Source organism: Streptomyces tuirus (assembly GCF_014701095.1).
Taxonomy (GTDB): Bacteria; Actinomycetota; Actinomycetes; order Streptomycetales; family Streptomycetaceae; genus Streptomyces; species Streptomyces tuirus.
The window spans coordinates 7,111,137-7,127,128 of record NZ_AP023439.1 but is presented as its reverse complement, the minus strand read 5'-3'; the positions used below and the strand labels follow the sequence as shown (position 1 = coordinate 7,127,128).

13 protein-coding genes are annotated in these 15,992 nt (G+C 72.1%); 5 read left to right on the top strand and 8 right to left on the bottom strand.

The features are described 5' to 3' along the window. Positions 1-41: 41 nt before the first annotated feature. Positions 42-1,136 (top strand): baeRF3 domain-containing protein, encoded by a 1,095-nt coding sequence (locus tag IGS69_RS32355; RefSeq protein WP_190903995.1) that lies wholly within the window; start codon positions 42-44, stop codon positions 1,134-1,136. 328 nt (positions 1,137-1,464) lie between these two features. Next, complete coding sequence (locus tag IGS69_RS32350) at positions 1,465-2,865, top strand: PP2C family protein-serine/threonine phosphatase (protein WP_190903994.1); 1,401 nt, start codon at positions 1,465-1,467, stop codon at positions 2,863-2,865. A 5-nt stretch (positions 2,866-2,870) separates the two neighbouring features. Here the strand turns inward: IGS69_RS32350 and IGS69_RS32345 are convergent, their stop codons facing one another. Next, a complete protein-coding gene (locus tag IGS69_RS32345) occupies positions 2,871-4,364 on the bottom strand; it encodes a DNA-binding protein NsdB (protein ID WP_190903993.1) in 1,494 nt (497 codons plus the stop codon). A gap of 232 nt (positions 4,365-4,596) precedes the next feature. Between IGS69_RS32345 and IGS69_RS32340 the strand changes: the two genes are divergently transcribed. After that, the gene (locus IGS69_RS32340) at positions 4,597-5,736 is read left to right on the top strand and encodes an aminoglycoside phosphotransferase family protein (protein WP_190903992.1); all 1,140 of its coding nucleotides are present in this window, start codon (positions 4,597-4,599) and stop codon (positions 5,734-5,736) included. A 69-nt stretch (positions 5,737-5,805) separates the two neighbouring features. Here the strand turns inward: IGS69_RS32340 and IGS69_RS32335 are convergent, their stop codons facing one another. The 7 genes from IGS69_RS32335 to IGS69_RS32300 form a co-directional block, all read right to left on the bottom strand. After that, a complete protein-coding gene (locus IGS69_RS32335) occupies positions 5,806-6,303 on the bottom strand; it encodes a glycosyltransferase family protein (RefSeq protein WP_142166004.1) in 498 nt (165 codons plus the stop codon). A 484-nt stretch (positions 6,304-6,787) separates the two neighbouring features. Further along, complete coding sequence (locus IGS69_RS32325; RefSeq protein WP_190903991.1) at positions 6,788-7,690, bottom strand: universal stress protein; 903 nt, start codon at positions 7,688-7,690, stop codon at positions 6,788-6,790. 163 nt (positions 7,691-7,853) lie between these two features. Beyond that, positions 7,854-8,096, bottom strand: a complete 243-nt coding sequence (locus IGS69_RS32320) for a DUF397 domain-containing protein (protein WP_010033039.1) — start codon at positions 8,094-8,096, stop codon at positions 7,854-7,856. An 82-nt stretch (positions 8,097-8,178) separates the two neighbouring features. Next, positions 8,179-9,345: a thiolase domain-containing protein gene (locus tag IGS69_RS32315; protein ID WP_190903990.1), complete on the bottom strand. Its 1,167-nt coding sequence runs from the start codon at positions 9,343-9,345 to the stop codon at positions 8,179-8,181. Further along, a complete protein-coding gene (locus IGS69_RS32310; protein WP_190903989.1) occupies positions 9,342-10,406 on the bottom strand; it encodes a thiolase domain-containing protein in 1,065 nt (354 codons plus the stop codon). The genes IGS69_RS32315 and IGS69_RS32310 overlap by 4 nt, the downstream gene beginning before the upstream one ends. Further along, positions 10,403-11,353 carry a Zn-ribbon domain-containing OB-fold protein gene (locus IGS69_RS32305; RefSeq protein ID WP_190903988.1) on the bottom strand — a complete coding sequence of 317 codons (951 nt, stop codon included), beginning with the start codon at positions 11,351-11,353 and terminating at the stop codon, positions 10,403-10,405. The genes IGS69_RS32310 and IGS69_RS32305 overlap by 4 nt, the downstream gene beginning before the upstream one ends. A gap of 118 nt (positions 11,354-11,471) precedes the next feature. After that, positions 11,472-12,272, bottom strand: a complete 801-nt coding sequence (locus IGS69_RS32300) for a crotonase/enoyl-CoA hydratase family protein (protein WP_190903987.1) — start codon at positions 12,270-12,272, stop codon at positions 11,472-11,474. A gap of 175 nt (positions 12,273-12,447) precedes the next feature. Between IGS69_RS32300 and IGS69_RS32295 the strand changes: the two genes are divergently transcribed. Together IGS69_RS32295 and IGS69_RS32290 are read left to right on the top strand one after the other, a co-directional pair. Continuing rightward, on the top strand, positions 12,448-14,067 hold the full coding sequence (locus IGS69_RS32295; protein ID WP_190903986.1) for an acyl-CoA synthetase: 1,620 nt from the start codon (positions 12,448-12,450) through the stop codon (positions 14,065-14,067). 114 nt (positions 14,068-14,181) lie between these two features. Further along, positions 14,182-15,990: an alkaline phosphatase family protein gene (locus IGS69_RS32290; protein ID WP_190903985.1), complete on the top strand. Its 1,809-nt coding sequence runs from the start codon at positions 14,182-14,184 to the stop codon at positions 15,988-15,990. The last annotated feature ends 2 nt before the right edge of the window (positions 15,991-15,992 follow it).

The following is a 15,992-nucleotide window of genomic DNA, read 5'->3' as shown; positions in this document are numbered from 1 at the left end:
CCCCAAATGCCCTAATGGCGAATTCGCTCTATCGTTCTGTCATGGAGAGCGTTCTCAGTCCCGCGACCCTTGCCGAGCTGCGGCGCCCGCGCCCCTATCCCGCGGTCTCCGTGCTGACGCCGACACACCGGCGCGATCCCTACAACGCCCAGGACCAGGTCCGGCTGCGCAACGCGGTGGCCGAGGCGAAGAGGCAGCTGGAGGCCGATCCGGCCGTCACCCGCAGGCGACGCACCGAGGTCGCCGGAGAGCTCGACCGCGCCCTGTCCGAGGTCGACCTGACCCACGCCGAGGACGGCCTGGCGATCTTCGCCGCCCCCGGCGAGCATCAGGTGTGGTCACTGGCCAGGCCCGTACCCGAACGCGTGGTGCTCTCGGACACCTTCCTCACCCGCAACCTGGTGTCCGCCCAGACGGCCGGGCGCCCCACCTGGGTCCTGTCGCTCGCCGCGGACCGCGCCACCCTGTGGAACGGCGGGGTCGACCGGGTCACCGAGGCCCGAATCGGCGGCTTCCCGCTGACCCGGCGCGCGGAGAACTTCGACCCGGAGCGGCAGCAGCGGATCGGCAACACGCCGAGCGCGTTCCGTGAGGAGCGCACCCGCCGGTTCCTCCGCGAGATCGACACCGCGATGAGCGCCGTACTGCGCGACCACCCGAGGCAGCTGTACGTCACCGGTGAACCGGCCGCCCTCTCCCTGCTGGACGAGGTCGGCGGCACCGCCCGCAGCGCCGTGCACATCCCGCACGGCGGACTCGCGCACGCGACCCCCGAGGCCGTGTGGCAGGCCGTGCGCCCGATGGCCGAGGCGGAGGCCCGCAGAAGCACGGACGCCGTGAACCGGGCCCTCGAAACGGCCCGCGGACGGCGGGAGTTCGCCGCCGGCGTCGACGAGCTGTGGCAGAGCGCCCGGGACGGCCGGGTCCGGCTGCTGGCCGTCGAGGAGAACTACCGCGTGACGGTCCGCGCCGCCGGGGACCATCTGATCCTCGCCGAGAGCGGCGACCTCGACTCCCGCGAGGACATCGTGGACGAGATCGTCGAGCAGTGCCTGGAGACCGGCGCCGACGTCCGCTTCGTACCGGACGGCACCCTCGGGGAGGCGGACGGCATGGCCGGGGTGCTGCGGTTCTGACCGAAGCACCGGCCGGCCCCCGGGTGGCAGGCGACGGCCCTGGAGCCCCCTGCGCAACAGGCTCGAACGCAGGACCGTCGAACACCCGGAGCAGCACGCCGCCACCGTCCCGACGGACCGTCAAATGACCTGTGTAATCTACGATTTGGGTCCCCGGGTGGGGCACTCCGCGCCTACCCCGGAGTAACTCCGCGAGACTGTGGCATATGCCAGAAGCACCACCGTATCGTGTGTCGCCGAATCCCTTACAGGGCGTCGCGGGCTGTGCAACAGTCGTAACGGTCCCTCCGTCCGCCTTGGTCGTACCGTCCCCGCATCGGAGTGCGTCATGCCGTCCCACCTCTCCGCGGACCGTCCAGCCGCCCAGCCGCCCGGACGGGGCTCGGTCGACGAGCTCATATCGCAGACGCGGCGGCTCAAGGGCGACGTGGACGCGGTGCGCCGCGACGCCGCCGGAGAGGGATCGGACCACCCGCGCCAGCGCTGGCAGCGTGCCCTGTACGACCTCGCCCTGCACCAGCTCAGCGACCTCGACGAGCACCTGGCCCAGCTGCGGGACGGCCCCCTGCCCACAGCGGCCCCGGAATCCCCCGCCCCGGGCTCCCTGCTCAGCCGGGTCGGCAGCGCCGAGTGGAACCTGCTGACGGACGAGGCCAGTTGGTCCGGGGAGCTCTACCAGATCCTGGGCCGCGATCCGGCCGCAGACCCGCTCACCCTCGACGAACTGCCGTCGCTGGTCGTGGACGAGGACCGGCCCAGACTGACCTCGATGGTCACCGACTGCCTCATCGACGCCCGGCCCATCGACGGTGAGTTCCGCATCGTCCGCCCGGGCGGCGACGTGCGGACCGTGCACATGATGGGCGAACCGGTGCTCGACACCGACGGCAGCACCGCCTCGATGTGGGCCGTGCTGCGCGACGTCAGCGAACTGCGCCGCAGCCAGCGGGCGGTGAGCGAGACCCGTGACTCGCTCCGCCACCGGCAGGAGGCCGCTCGGAGCGAGCACCGGCTCGCGGTCGAGCTGCAGGAGGCCGTGCTGCCGCCGTGGCGCGGCTCCCTGCGGCTCCCGCACCGAGGCACCGGGGCCCTCGACCTCGCGTCCCAGCGCCTGCCTGCGTCCGCGCACACGATGACCGGCGGCGACTGGTACGACGCGCTCGAACTGACCGATAGCGAAACGCTCCTGAGCGTCGGTGATCTCACCGGCCAGGGGGTCGGCGTCACCTCGAACATGACCATGCTGCTCGGCGCCGTACGCGGCATGGCCATGGCCGGTGCCCGGCCGGGGCAGTTGATGGCCTGGCTGAACCAGTTACTCGACGCCACCGTGCAACCCGCCCTGGGCAGCGCCGTCTGCTGCCGCTACCGGCCCGCCACCCGCACCCTGGTGTGGGCGCAGGCCGGACACCCCGCCCCGCTGCTGTTCCGCGACGGAACGGGGCGCACGCTGAACGCACCGGACGGCGTCCTGCTCGGCGCCACCTCGGGCGCCGTCTACGGGCAGGCCGAAGAGCCGCTCCATGTGGGCGACCTGCTGCTCCTGCACACCGACGGGCTGGTACCCGGGCACACCGGATCGGCGGCCGCGAACCTCCTCCTCGGCCTGGCACCACGCCTGGCCGGGAACCGCACCGCGGAGGACTGCGTACGGACCGTGGTCGAGGAGTTCGGTCAGAGCGAGCGCGAGGACAACGCCTGTGTGCTCGTCGCCAGGGTCATGTCTTAGGAATCTCAGGCCTGTGCGCGGTTGCCGCCCCTGCCCTTCGGCTTGGGCAGGGCGAGCTTGATCTCCTCCCTCAGCTCCTGGATCCTCGGGTAGCCGGAGTACTCCGCGGTGAGCCGGTACATCTGGCGGAGCCGGTCCCAGGTGCGGTGGGAGGAGTTGGAGCCCATCGACACCAGGGCCAGCCGCGCGTACCGGTCCGCCTGTTCGGGGTCGTCGGCGATGAAGCAGGCCGACGCCATCGACAGGTAGTCGAAGATCTTCGACCGCTGCCGGCCGTCGATCCGCAGGGCCAGGGCCTTCTCCGCGTAGTGCTGGGCATGGGCGGCCGCGCCCGGCTCGAACTCGGCGAGCGTGCGGTAGGCCAGGGCCTGCATGCCGTAGAGGTCCTCCTCCTTGAAGGTCTGCATCCAGTCCGGTGGCGGCACGTCGGCCTTGTCGGAGACGAACAGGTCCTCCGCCCGCCCGAGTGTGCGGCGCATCGCCTGGCCCTTGCCCATGGAGGCCTGCGCCCAGGCCTCGATGGTGTAGAGCATCGCCCGGGTGCGGGGCAGCACCTCGTCGCCGGAGCCGGAGGTGGCGAGCTTCATCAGGTCCAGGGCGTCGTCCGGCCGGCCCAGGTGCACCATCTGGCGGGCCGCGCGGGACAGTGCCTCGCCCGCGCGGGGCCGGTCCCCGCCCTCTCTGGCCGCGTGCGCGGCGATGACGAAGTACTTCTGGGCCGTGGGCTCCAGACCGACGTCGTGCGACATCCAGCCCGCGAGGACGGCGAGGTTGGCGGCGACGCCCCACAGGCGCCGCTGGAGGTGGGGTGGGTGGCGGTAGGCGAGCATGCCGCCCACCTCGTTGAGCTGGCCCACCACGGCCTTGCGCTGGAGCCCGCCGCCGCGGGCCGCGTCCCAGGCGCGGAACACCTCGACCGAGCGCTCCAGTTCCTCGATCTCCTGCGACCCGATGGGGGCGGCCTCGTAACGGTCGAACCCAGCGGGGTCGGCGTGCAGGGGGTGGTCGAGGTCGGGGGCGTCGGCAGCCAGGGAAGGGTCGGAGTGCAGCCAGTCGTACATGGCGTTGCTGAGTGCGGATCCCGCGGCGAGCGCGGCGCCCGCGCCCACCAAGCCGCGTCGGTTGAGCATGAGGTCCATTCCCGTGAATTCGGTGAGGACCGCAGCCGTCCGCTCGGGCGCCCACGGCACGCCGTCGGGAGCATCGGCGCTCCCGCCGCCCTGCCGTTTCCCCGCACGCCCGTGCCGGACCAGACCGAGGTCCTCGATGGTCACGACACGGCCGAGACGCTCGGTGAACAGAGCCGCCAGCACCCGCGGCACCGGATCGCGCGGGATCTCTCCCGTGTCGATCCACCGCCGCACCCGGGAGGTGTCGGTCGACAGCTGGGGATGGCCCATGGCCGCCGCCTGCCGGTTGACCAGCCTCGCAAGTTCGCCCTTGGACCAGCCGGCCAGGCCGAACAGGTCCGCGAGCCGGGTGTTGGGTTGTCCACTCACGTCAAGCCCCCAGGTTCTCGGCTGAGTTGACAGTAGCCCGCAGAGACTTGCCGGGCGACTATTCGCCAGGGTTCGCCAGGGTGCGCCAGATGGTGTGCCATGGGCCATGCGGTGTCAGGTAGGAAAGCGCCACCCCGACCCGGTCGCCAGGGGCACTCCCCAGGGTTCCCCCGGGCGTCCGGGCCGGGTGGTGCACTGTCGTCGCAGGCACACGAAGGGATCTGTTTCGCCCATGTACGCAGCATCGTCCTCCGTGTCCGCACCGCCCCGGTCGCTGCACCCGCGTCCCACGGACAGCGGCCCCTACCTCGCCCCCGCGCGGCCGGCGGCCCCCGTGCTCGGTGCGGGCAGGGCTCGGCGCGGCGCGGTCCTCGGTACCCAACCGCTCAGCGGGAGACTCGACTTGTCCGGCCCCCAGGGCGCGCAGCTGCGCACGGCGATCGCGTCCGTGCACCGCATCTGCCCGGAGTTCGCCCCGGTGCAGGTCCTGCGCCGCAACGGACGGTCCGTGCTCCTGGTCGGCACGACCGGTCGCAGTACGGCTGTCGCCAAGTGTTTACTGGACCACTCCCCCGCCTGGTCCGAGCGGATCCGCCACGAGATAGCGGCATACCGCTCGTTCGTCCGGCACCGCCCACCCGTGCGGGCGCCGAGACTGATCGCGGCGGACCCGGACAACTGCACACTGGTGATCGAGCGCATGCCCGGCCGGGTGGCGGCGCTCCACCGGCACCCGGCCGAGGCGCCGCCCCGGTCGGACATCAGAGCGGCACTCGGCGCGATCTGCCGGCTGAACGCCTGGCGGCCGCCGGCGGGCACGTTCGACGCCCCGCTCGACTACGCGGCCCGGATCTCCCGGTATCACGAGCTGGGCCTGCTCACCGACCGGGACCTGGGCGACCTGCAGAAGCTGCTGCACGGCATCGCACAGGCGGCCGGGCGGCAGGGCATGGGCCAGTTCTGCCACGGCGACGCACTGTTGTCGAACATTCTCCTGTCACCGGCCGGTCCAGTGCTGGTGGATTGGGAGCATGCGGGCTGGTACCTGCCGGGTTACGACCTGGCGACGCTGTGGTCGGTGCTCGGGGACGCACCGGTCGCCCGTCGTCAGATCAGCCAGATCGCGCAGTCGGCGGGGCCGGCGTCCAGGGACGCCTTCCTGGTGAACCTGATGCTGGTGCTGACCCGTGAGATCCGTACCTACGAGACGGCCGTGCAGCGTTCGATGCACGACGCGGCCCCGGCGGCACCGGGCACGGCCCACCCGGGTGCCGCGCCGACCGGCGAGGAGCAGAGGCTGCTGCTGCGGCGGCTGCACGACGACTGCCAGTTGGCCCGGCGCGCCGTGCGCGCGGCGGTCGGCACTCGCTGACGGGGACGAAAGGGCCGCTGGACACCGACCTGGTGTACAGCGGCCCTTTCGCGTGTGGCCGGTTCCGGCTCAGCCCTGCTGGAAGAGTTCCGCCGGGAGCGGTTTGAGGAGGGCGTAGAGGTCGTCCGTGATGGGGCGGTCCCAGGCGGCGATGGTCACCAGGACGTTGTCACTGCGGTCGAACTGCACGCAGGAGATCCGGCTCTCGGAGAGCTTGACGCGGCGCACGATCAGAAGGTTGTCGCCCTGCATCACCGGTACGTCCTCGGTGCTGACGACGGTGACCTCCTCGTCGTTCTCCAGCGCCAGCAGCAGCTGGGCCACCTCGAAGGGGACCTGGCCCTCTTCGACCTCGCGGGCCGGCGAGCCCTCCGGCAGATTGCCGATGATCATCGCGGGGCCTCGGCCGCCGAAGAGGTCGTAGCGCAGGAAGACGCCCTGGCAGGTGCCGTCGGGCGCGGGCAGCAGTCCCGCACCGAGGTTGCCGGGCCAGTCGCCCGGGTCCATGGCCAGTACGTCGAAGTCGGGCCCGGCGGGGGTGGCGCTGCGGCGGCGGAGGAACGACATGTCGCCCATGGTACGTGGCCCGGCCTGCGAAGTGCGGGGCGGGAGGCGCACCGGAGGGGCAGCATGGTCGTCCTGTGGCGGGCTGGTGTTCGGGCATGAGGCGGGCCGCGTCCGCGGGGCTCGGTGCGCCGGGGCGGACGGCCCGGGCGAAGAGCGCGCGGACGGCGGCCCGCGGCTCGCGGACGGCGGTGAGCTGCGCGGCGTCGACGGTGAACCCACCCGCGGCGCCCTCGGCCGACCGCCGTGCCGTGCCGATGCCGGAGTCCTCGCGGTGATCGTCGGCCCGATCGGTGGCGGTGCCCGGCAGGAGTGCGGGACGGGCCCGGACCCACCCGTTCAGGCCCGCCGGGTCGGTCAGTCGGTGACGCCGCCGTTGCCGTCGTGGCGGATGGTGAGGGCCAGGTCCAGGGCGAGCCGGGCGTCCCTGCCGATCGGTTCCCGCATGCGGCCGACGGTAGGGCCGACCGCGTCCATGACGGCCGGGTCAGTCCTGCGCGGGCGACGGGGGGATCACGGCGACGGGGGCGACGGCGTGCAGCAGCACGGCGTGGGTGACCGAGCCCATCATGCGGACGGGTGAGAGCAGACGCCGCCGGTGCCGGCCGACCACGACGAGGTCGGCGTCCCGGGAGGCCGCGACGAGGTGGCCGGCCGCGTCGCCCGCCGCGGGGACCAGCTCGACCGGGACATCCGGGTGCCGCTCGCGGTACGGGGCGAGGAAGCCGTCGGCGAGGACGCGGGTCTCGTCCTCGATGACGTCCTGGTCGACGATCGTCGGGGGCATCTCCCCGGGCATCATCCAGGGCTGCGCGGGCCACGGATAGGCGGCGACCGCCTGGAGCCGGGCACCACGCCGGGTGGCCTCGGCGAAGGCGAACTCGAGCGTGGCCTCGTCGGGGCCGTCCACCTTCAGGCCGACGACCACGCGGGAGCCAGGGCCGCCCGCTGGCTGGCCATGGACCTCGCGTCCGGGCCGGGGCACCACGACGACCGGGCACTCGGCATCGCGGGCGGCGGCCATGCTGTTCGAGCCGAGCACCAGGCTGGCGAAGCCGCCGCGGCCCCGGGAGCCGAGCACCAGCAGCTGGGCGCCGGACCCCAGCTCGGGCAGCACCGCACCGGCCGCGCCCAATAGCGCCGTGTACTGCGTGTCCGGCAGGTCGGGGCGGCCCTCCAGCTGGGCGCGGGCCCGATCGAGGACGGAGTCGTCCCGCGAGTCCGCGGGCCCCGCGGTGAGCACCTCGGGCTGCACCCAGTGGGCGTACTGGCGTACGTGCGCCACGCGCAGGGGTGCCGCGCGCCGGCGGGCGGCGTCGACGGCCCACTCCAGGGCGCGCAGGCTGTCGTCCGAACCGTCGACCGCCGCGACGACAGGCAGGGTGCTCATGGGGTCCTCACCTCCGGGATTCGACCGTCCCCTCCCGGGGGCCAGCCTGACTCAGGCGGTGGCTCCGGGAAGATGCCTCCGGTCGCGTGTCCGGAAATGCGGGCGGAACACCCCCGGATCGGCCGTCGGATCCCGGCCGTCCGGAACGGAACGCCCCCCGCCGTCAGGTGAGGTCGAACTCTCCTTCCCGCGCTCCCGACACGAACGCGCCCCACTCGGCGGGCGTGAAGATCAGCGAAGGGCTCTCGGGGCGGGCACTGTTCCGCATGGCGATGAAGCCTTCCACGAAGGCGATCTGGACATCCCCCCGCCCTCGGCTGCTGGACTGCCACTGTGCGTTGGTGAGGTCCAGCTCCGGCTTGTCCCAGCCCGTGAGCGGGCGCTGCTGGGTGGTGGTCTCGGCCACGTCCGTGCTCCTCCCGATTCGTCGTCCGCGGCCAGCCTAGCGATCGTGTCCCACGGCCAACAGGGCACGTGAGGCGGACCTTTCAGGAGTCCGGGGGCCGGTCGCCCACCAGCCACATGGAGAAGAACTGCGATCCGCCGCCGTAGGCGTGTCCGAGGACCCTGCGAGCCCCGTCCACCTGGTGTTCTCCGGCCTGCCCGCGCACCTGAAGGGCGGCTTCCGCGAAGCGGATCATGCCGGAGGCGCCGATGGGGTTGGTGGACAGCACGCCGCCCGACATGTTGACGGGCAGGTCCCCGTCCAGTTCGGTCACGCCCGCCTCGGTGAGCTTCCAGCCCTCGCCCTCGCCGGCGAAGCCGAGGTTCTCCAGCCACATGGGCTCGTACCAGGAGAACGGCACGTAGATCTCCGCGCCGTCGATCTCGCGACGGGGGTCGGTGATTCCGGCCTGCCGGTAGACGTCGGCGGCGCAGTCCCGCCCGGCCTGCGGGGAGACGAAGTCCTTGCCTGCGAAGAGGGTCGGTTCGCTGCGCATCGCGCCGCCGAGCATCCAGGCGGGCGGGTGCGGGGCGCGGGCGGCTCCGGCGCGGTCGGTGAGGATCATGGCGCAGGCGCCGTCGGAGGAGGGGCAGGTCTCCGAGTAGCGGACCGGGTCCCACAGCATGGGCGAGGCCATGACCCTGTCCAGGGTGATGTCGTGTTCGTGCAGGTGGGCGTAGGGGTTCTTGAGCGCGTTGCGGCGGTCCTTGTAGGCGACGAGGGCGCCGACCGTCTCGGGCGCTCCGCTGCGGCGCATGTAGGCGCGGATGTGCGGTGCGAAGAATCCGCCGGCCCCGGCGAGCAGGGGCTGCTGGAAGGGGATCGGCAGGGACAGGCCCCACATGGCGTTGGACTCGGACTGCTTTTCGAAGGCGAGGGTGAGGACCGTGCCGTGGACGCGGGCCGCGACGAGGTTCGCCGCGACGAGCGCGGTGGAGCCGCCGACCGAGCCGGCGGTGTGCACGCGGAGCATGGGTTTGCCGACGGCTCCGAGGGCGTCGGCGAGGTAGAGCTCCGGCATCATGACGCCCTCGAAGAAGTCGGGGGCCTTGCCGATCACGACGGCGTCGATGCCGGCCCAGGTCAGCTCCGCGTCCCGGAGCGCCCGCCGGGCGGCTTCCCGGACCAGTCCGGCGAGGGAGACGTCCCGGCGTGCGGCGGCGTGCCTGGTCTGGCCGATGCCGACGACGGCCACGGGCTCCTTGCTCATCGGGGTTCCCCTTCGAGTACGGCGACCAGGTTCTGCTGGAGGCAGGGGCCGGAGGTGGCGTGGGCGAGGGCGCGGTCGGACGCGCCGCGGTGGATACGGGCGGCGGCCTCGCCGATGCGGATCAGGCCGGCGGCCATGACCGGGTTGGCGGCGAGGGCTCCGCCGGAGGGGTTCACGTCCACGTCCTCGCCCAGCCGCAGGGCCTTGCGCAGGACGACCTCCTGCGCGGTGAAGGGCGCGTGCAGCTCGGCGGTGTCGACGGGCCGCTCGAAGGCTCCGGCCCGCTCGGCGGCCAGGCGGGTGGACGGCGAGTCGGTCAGGTCGCGCACGCCGAGGCCGTGCGCCTCGATGCGGTGGTCGATGCCGCGGATCCAGGCGGGGCGTGCGCACAGTTCACGGGCCCGGTCCCCCGCCGCGAGGATCACGGCGGCGGCGCCGTCGCCGATGGGCGGGCAGTCGCCGGTGCGCAGGGGCTGTACGAGGTGGTCGCCCTGCGGCACGGGGCCGCGAAGCTGCGCGTGGGGGTTGCCGGTCGCCGCCGCGCGGTTGCGGGAGGCGATGGCGGCGAGGGCGGGCTCGTCGGTGTCGCCGGCGTCGATGAGGGCCTGTGCCTGGAGGGCGGCGAGTGCCACGGAGTCGGGCCAGAGCGGCGCCACGTAGTAGGGGTCGAGCTGGCGGGTCAGGACGTCGCGGACGGAGCCGGGCGAGGACTTGCCGTAGGCGTAGACCAGGGCGGTGTCGGCGTCGCCGGTGAGGAGTTTCGTCCAGGCCTCGTACAGGGCCCAGGCGCCGTCCATCTCGACGTGCGACTCGGAGATCGGGGGCCAGGCTCCGACGCCGTCGAGGGCGAGGGTGAAGGAGAAGGCGCGGCCGGCGAGGTAGTCGCTGGAGCCGGAGCAGGTGAAGTCGATGTCGGCGGTCTTCAGTCCGGTGGCGTGGAGGACCTCGTGCAGCACCGGCATCAGCATCTCCACCTCGGAGAACTCGTCGCTGGTGCGCCGGTGGTCGGTCTGGGCGAAGGCGACGACGGCGATCTCGCGGTCCCGCGGTGCGCTCGTCACAGCAGCTCCTTGTAGGTGTCGTAGTCGGCGTCGGGTTCGCCCGTGGGCCGGTAGTGGTCGGGGTAGCGGGCGCCGTCGGTCCACACGGGTTCGACGCGCAGGCCCATGCGGACCTCGTCGTAGGGGATGCCGCCGATCCGGCCGTGCAGCGCGAGGCCGGCGCCGTCGAGGGCGATGTGGGCGTAGACGTACGGCACCTCGATGCCGAGATTCGCCGTATGCGCCGCCTTGATGTTGACGATGCAGAACGTGGTCACCGTGCCGCGTGGACCCACCTCGACCTGTTCCGATGTGGCCACCCCGCAGGTGGGGCACGCCCCCCTCGGGGGGACGTACACCTGGTGGCAGGACGGACAGCGTTCACCGACGGTGCGCCGGCCGGAGAGGGCGTTGATGTAGGCGGTCTGGGCGCGGCCGGGCGAGTAGGTGTAGTCGAGGCGGGCGGCAGCGACGATGCCGGTGACGGGGTTCTCGAACTCGCCGGTGTGGCCCGCCGGTTCGGCCCGGGGGCCGTCGCAGGGTTCGAAGCAGGTGATGTCGGTGATGGCGCCGGTGCGTTCGCCCGCCCAGCGGACGCGGACCGGCATGCCGGTGTGGACGGCGGCGGGGCCGGGTGCGTCGAGGGCGTGGAGGAGGGCGGTGTCGGCGCCGTCGAGACGGACCAGGACCCAGGCGAAGGGGGTGGTGAGGGGCTGGCCGCGGCGGGGGGCGGCGTTCCAGGCCCAGGTGGTGACGGTGCCGGTCGGGGCGACTTCGACGAGGTCGTGGAGTTCCTCGGCGGTGACGGGGTCGTACTCGACGGGCGGGACGAGGGTGCGGCCGTCGCCGGTTCTCACCCCGAGGATCACCCGTTCCCGCAAGCCGGTCAGGAAGGCGCTCTGGACCGGGCCGAGGGAGCGGGTGAAGGGAAATTCAACGACCAGCGGCGCCTTGAGAACTGCGGACATCGAGGGCCTGCCTCCTTCGTGATCGGCGTGCACGGGACCCCCTTGAAGGGGCGCGGGGAACTGCGCGCTCGGCCACCGACGACCCGCAGCTCGACAACCGGCCACCACCGGCACAGCGCTATGCGCGCCTGTAGAGGGGCGGTCGCTTCTCGGCGAAGGCCCGGGCGCCTTCCTTGGCGTCGGCGGTGTCGAAGACGGGCCGGCCACGGGTGAGTTCGGCGGCCAGGCCGTCGGACTCGGTCATCTCGGCGGTCTCGTAGACCGAGGCCTTGACGGCCTCCACGGCCAGTGGGCCGCAGGCGTTGATCCGTTCGGCGATCTCCAGCGCCTTGTCCCGTGCGGTGCCGTCGGGGACGACGTGGCCGACCAGGCCGATCGCGGCGGCCTCACGGGCGGTGTAGGGGCGGCCGGTGAGGAGCATCTCCAGGGCGTGGGTGCGCGGGATCTGGCGTGGCAGGCGGACGGTGGAGCCGCCGATGGGGAACAGGCCGCGCCTCACCTCGAACAGGCCGAAGGTCGCGGACTCGGCGGCGACCCGGATGTCGGTGCCCTGGAGCATCTCGGTGCCGCCCGCGACGCAGTACCCCTCGACGGCGGCGATCACCGGCTTGCGCGGGCGGTGGTGGCGCAGCATCGCCTTCCAGTGCAGGTCGGGGTCGGCCTTGAGCCGGTCGCGGTACTCCTCGCCGGCCATGCCGTTGCCGGCGAGGGCCTTGAGGTCCATGCCGGAGCAGAACGAGCCGCCCGCGCCGGTGAAGACCACCGAGCGGACGGAGTCGTCCGCGTCGGCCTCCAGCCATCCGTCGTAGAGGCCGACGAGCATCGGCAGTGAGAGCGCGTTCCTGGCTTCCGGCCGGTTGAGCGTGAGCACCAGTGTGGCGCCTTCGCGCTGCACGGTGAGGTGTTCCGTCCCACCCATGGCGAACTCCCCTCTCATGGAACGAGAACAGGTTGCAGTAGGGCGGGTGGCACTTCAAGGGTTTTCTGACAGGCAGTCAGATTCTTTCGCGCGCGCCCTTCACAGTTGGACCGCCCTTTGCTCTGATGACCGGCGAACCGTCCGATACCAGGCACGCCCGGGGTCAGGAGGAGCGGTGGAGTACAACCTTGCCGACCTGTTCGAGTCGGTCGTCGACGTCGTTCCCGGCCGTGAGGCGCTGGTGTACGCCGACCATCCCGGCACGGGCGCGGAGCGCCGCCTGACGTACGCGGAGCTGGACGCGGCGGCCGACCGCGTCGGCCACCATCTGCTCGACAGCGGGATACGCCCCGGTGAGCACCTCGGGCTGCACCTCTACAACGGCGTGGAGTACCTGCAGACGGTGCTGGGCTGCCTCAAGGCGCGGATCGTCCCCGTCAATGTCAACTACCGCTATGTCGAAGAGGAGTTGGTGTACCTCTACCGGGACGCGGACCTGGCGGCGCTGGTCTTCGACGCGGAGTTCACCGACCGGGTGGCGGCAGCGCGGCCCCGGGCGGAGAAGCTGCGGCATCTGATCCGGGTGGGGGATCCGGCGGCGGGGGCGGCGGAGCTCGCCTGTGTGGAGTTCGCGCAGGTGGAGGCCCTGGGGGCGCCCGGGCGGGGTTTCCCGGCCCGTTCGGGCGACGACCGGTTCATCATCTACACCGGCGGCACGACCGGTCTGCCCAAGGGTGTGATGTGGCGGCAGGAGGACCTGTTCTTCGCGGGCCTGGGCGGCGGTGCCCCGACCGGTGAGCCGGTGAAGAAGCCGGAGGAGCTGGCGGAGCGGGTCGCGGCCGGCGGTGCGGGGATCACGTTCTTCCCGACGGCTCCGCTGATGCACGGCACCTCCACCCTCACCGCGTTCATCGGCTTCAACTTCGGGCAGCGGGTGGTGATCCACCGCAAGTTCGTGCCCGAGCAGGTACTGCGGACCGTGGAGAAGGAGCGGGTCAGCAGCATCTCGCTGGTGGGCGACGCGATGCTGCGGCCGCTGATCGACGCGCTGAGCGGACCGCTGCGGCACATCGACCGCTCGTCGCTGTTCAGCGTGTCCTCGTCCGGCGCGATCATGTCGGACACGGTGCGCGGGCAGTTCCAGGAGCTGGTGCCGGACGCCGTGCTGCTGAACAACTTCGGATCCTCGGAGTCGGGCTTCAACGGGACGGCGACCGAGGACTCCGGCCCGGAGCGGGGCTTCCGGGTGCGGGTCAACGCCCGCACCCAGGTGGTCGACCCGGCCACCCGTGAGCCGGTGGCGGCCGGCGAGGTGGGCCGTGTCGCGCAGTGCGGACACGTGCCGCTCGGCTACTACAACGACCCGGCCAAGACCGCCGCGACCTTCTTCGAGAAGGACGGCGAGCGCTGGGTGCTGCTCGGCGACATGGCGACCGTCGACGAGGAGGGCGTGGTCACCGTCCTCGGCCGTGGCTCGCAGTGCATCAACACCGGCGGCGAGAAGGTGTACCCGGAGGAGGTGGAGCAGGCCCTCAAATCCCACCCGGACGTCTACGACGCGCTGGTGGCCGGGGTGCCGGACGCCCGGTGGGGCCACCATGTGGCGGCCGTGGTGCAACTGCGCGCGGGCGCGGCGCCGCCCTCGCTGCAGGACATCCGGACCCACTGCCGTGACCGGCTCGCCGGCTACAAGATCCCGCGCCAGCTGGTGATCACCGAGTCGATCCAGCGGTCGCCGAGCGGCAAGGCGGACTACCGGTGGGCGCGGGAGGTGGCGGTGACGGCGGACGGGTGATTCTCCGGCCCGGCCATTGAACCTAAGGTGACCTGCGGACGTACTGGTGGTGGCGGGCTCGCTCACCCGAGCTCCGTTCGCCATGCCAGCAGGACCGCACGGAAGGACCACCGGGTGTCGCTCTTCACTCGCTCCCGTCAGCTCTCGGACGACACGGCCGAGGACGGGGCGAAACCCGATGGGGACACCGGCACGGCGGATCCGGTGGACAGCACCGCCACCGACGACGCCTCGGAGAACGCCGCCCCGGCACAGCAGCCCCCGGCGGCGAAGCCCGGCTGGTTCGGCTGGCGGCGCCGCTACCCCCGTGCGGCACGCGGCGTCTCCGTCGGTACGACCGTGCTGGCCGGTGCCCTGGTGCTGTTCGCGCTGCTCGTGCCGAACCGGATCGAGCGCATCGAGTTCATGTCGTTCGTGCGCATCCCTGCCGAGGGCGTGCTGCTCGCCGGGCTGCTGCTCGCGCTGCCGCCCAAGCCCCGGCGCGTCACGGCGGTCGTCACGGGCGTGTTCCTGGGCCTGGTCACGGTGCTGAAGTTCGTCGACATGGGCTTCTACCAGATCCTGGCCCGGCCCTTCGACCTGGTCCTGGACTGGATCCTGATCGAGAACGGCACGGACTTCCTGAAGGAGACGTTCGGCCGCACCGGCCAGGTGCTGGCCGTGACCGGCGTGATCGTCCTGTTCGTCGCGCTGCTCGTCCTCACCACGCTCGCGGTGGTGCGCCTGACGAACCTGATGGTCCGGCACCGGCCCGTCGCCGGCCGCACGGTCCTGATCCTCGGCACGGCGTGGATCACCTGCATGACCCTCGGCGTCGAGATCGGTACCGTGCCGGTCGCCACCAAGGGCAACGCCGAGTTCCTGGGCAACCGGGTGGAGCAGGTGCGCGCGGGGCTCGCGGACGCCCGGGTCTTCGAGAAGCAGGCCTCGAAGGACGCCTTCGCGAAGACACCGCCGGACCAGCTGCTCACGGGACTGCGGGGCAAGGACGTCCTGTTCACCTTCATCGAGAGCTACGGCAGGGTGGCGATCGACGACCCGGCGATGGCGCAGCAGACCGACGCCGTGCTCAAGGAGGGCACCGGCAGGCTGAAGGCGGCCGGATTCGAGTCGCGCAGCGGCTGGCTGCAGTCGCCGGTGACGGGCGCGGGCAGCTGGCTGGCCCACTCGACGTTCCTGTCCGGGCTGTGGATCAAGAACCAGCAGCGGTACCGCAGTCTGACCACGAGCGACCGCATGACGCTGACGAACTACTTCGGCAAGACCGGGGCCTGGCGGACCGTCGGTGTCGTGCCGGGGGTGCGGCGGGCCTGGCCGGAGGGGAAGTACTTCGGCCTGGACCACATCTACGACTCCGAGCACCTCGGCTACCACGGCCCGTACTTCAGCTGGACGCCCGTGCCCGACCAGTTCAGCATGGAGGCGTTCCAGCGGCTGGAGCACGGCAAGAAGAACCGCGAGCCGATCATGGCGGAGATCATCCTGGCCTCCAGCCACAACCCCTGGTCCCCCATCGCCCACATGATCGACTGGAACGACCTCGGCGACGGCTCGGTGTTCCACCGGATCAAGAAGGAGGGCACCGACCCCACGGAGGTCTGGAAGGACCCGGAGAAGGTGCGCGCCGAGTACCGCAAGGCCATCGAGTACTCGATCCGCAGCCTCACCGAATGGGTCGAGCGCTACGGCGACGACGACACGGTGCTGGTCTTCCTCGGCGACCACCAGCCGGTGCCGACCGTCACCGCCGGGGACACCGGCAAGGACGTGCCGGTGACGATCGTCGCCCACGACAAGAAGGTCCTGGACCGGGTCGCCGACTGGGGCTGGACGGACGGCCTCAAGCCGGCCGCGAACGCGCCCCGATGGGGCATGGACAAGTTCCGCGACCGCTTCATGACGGCGTACGGGCCGCAAGGCTGAGG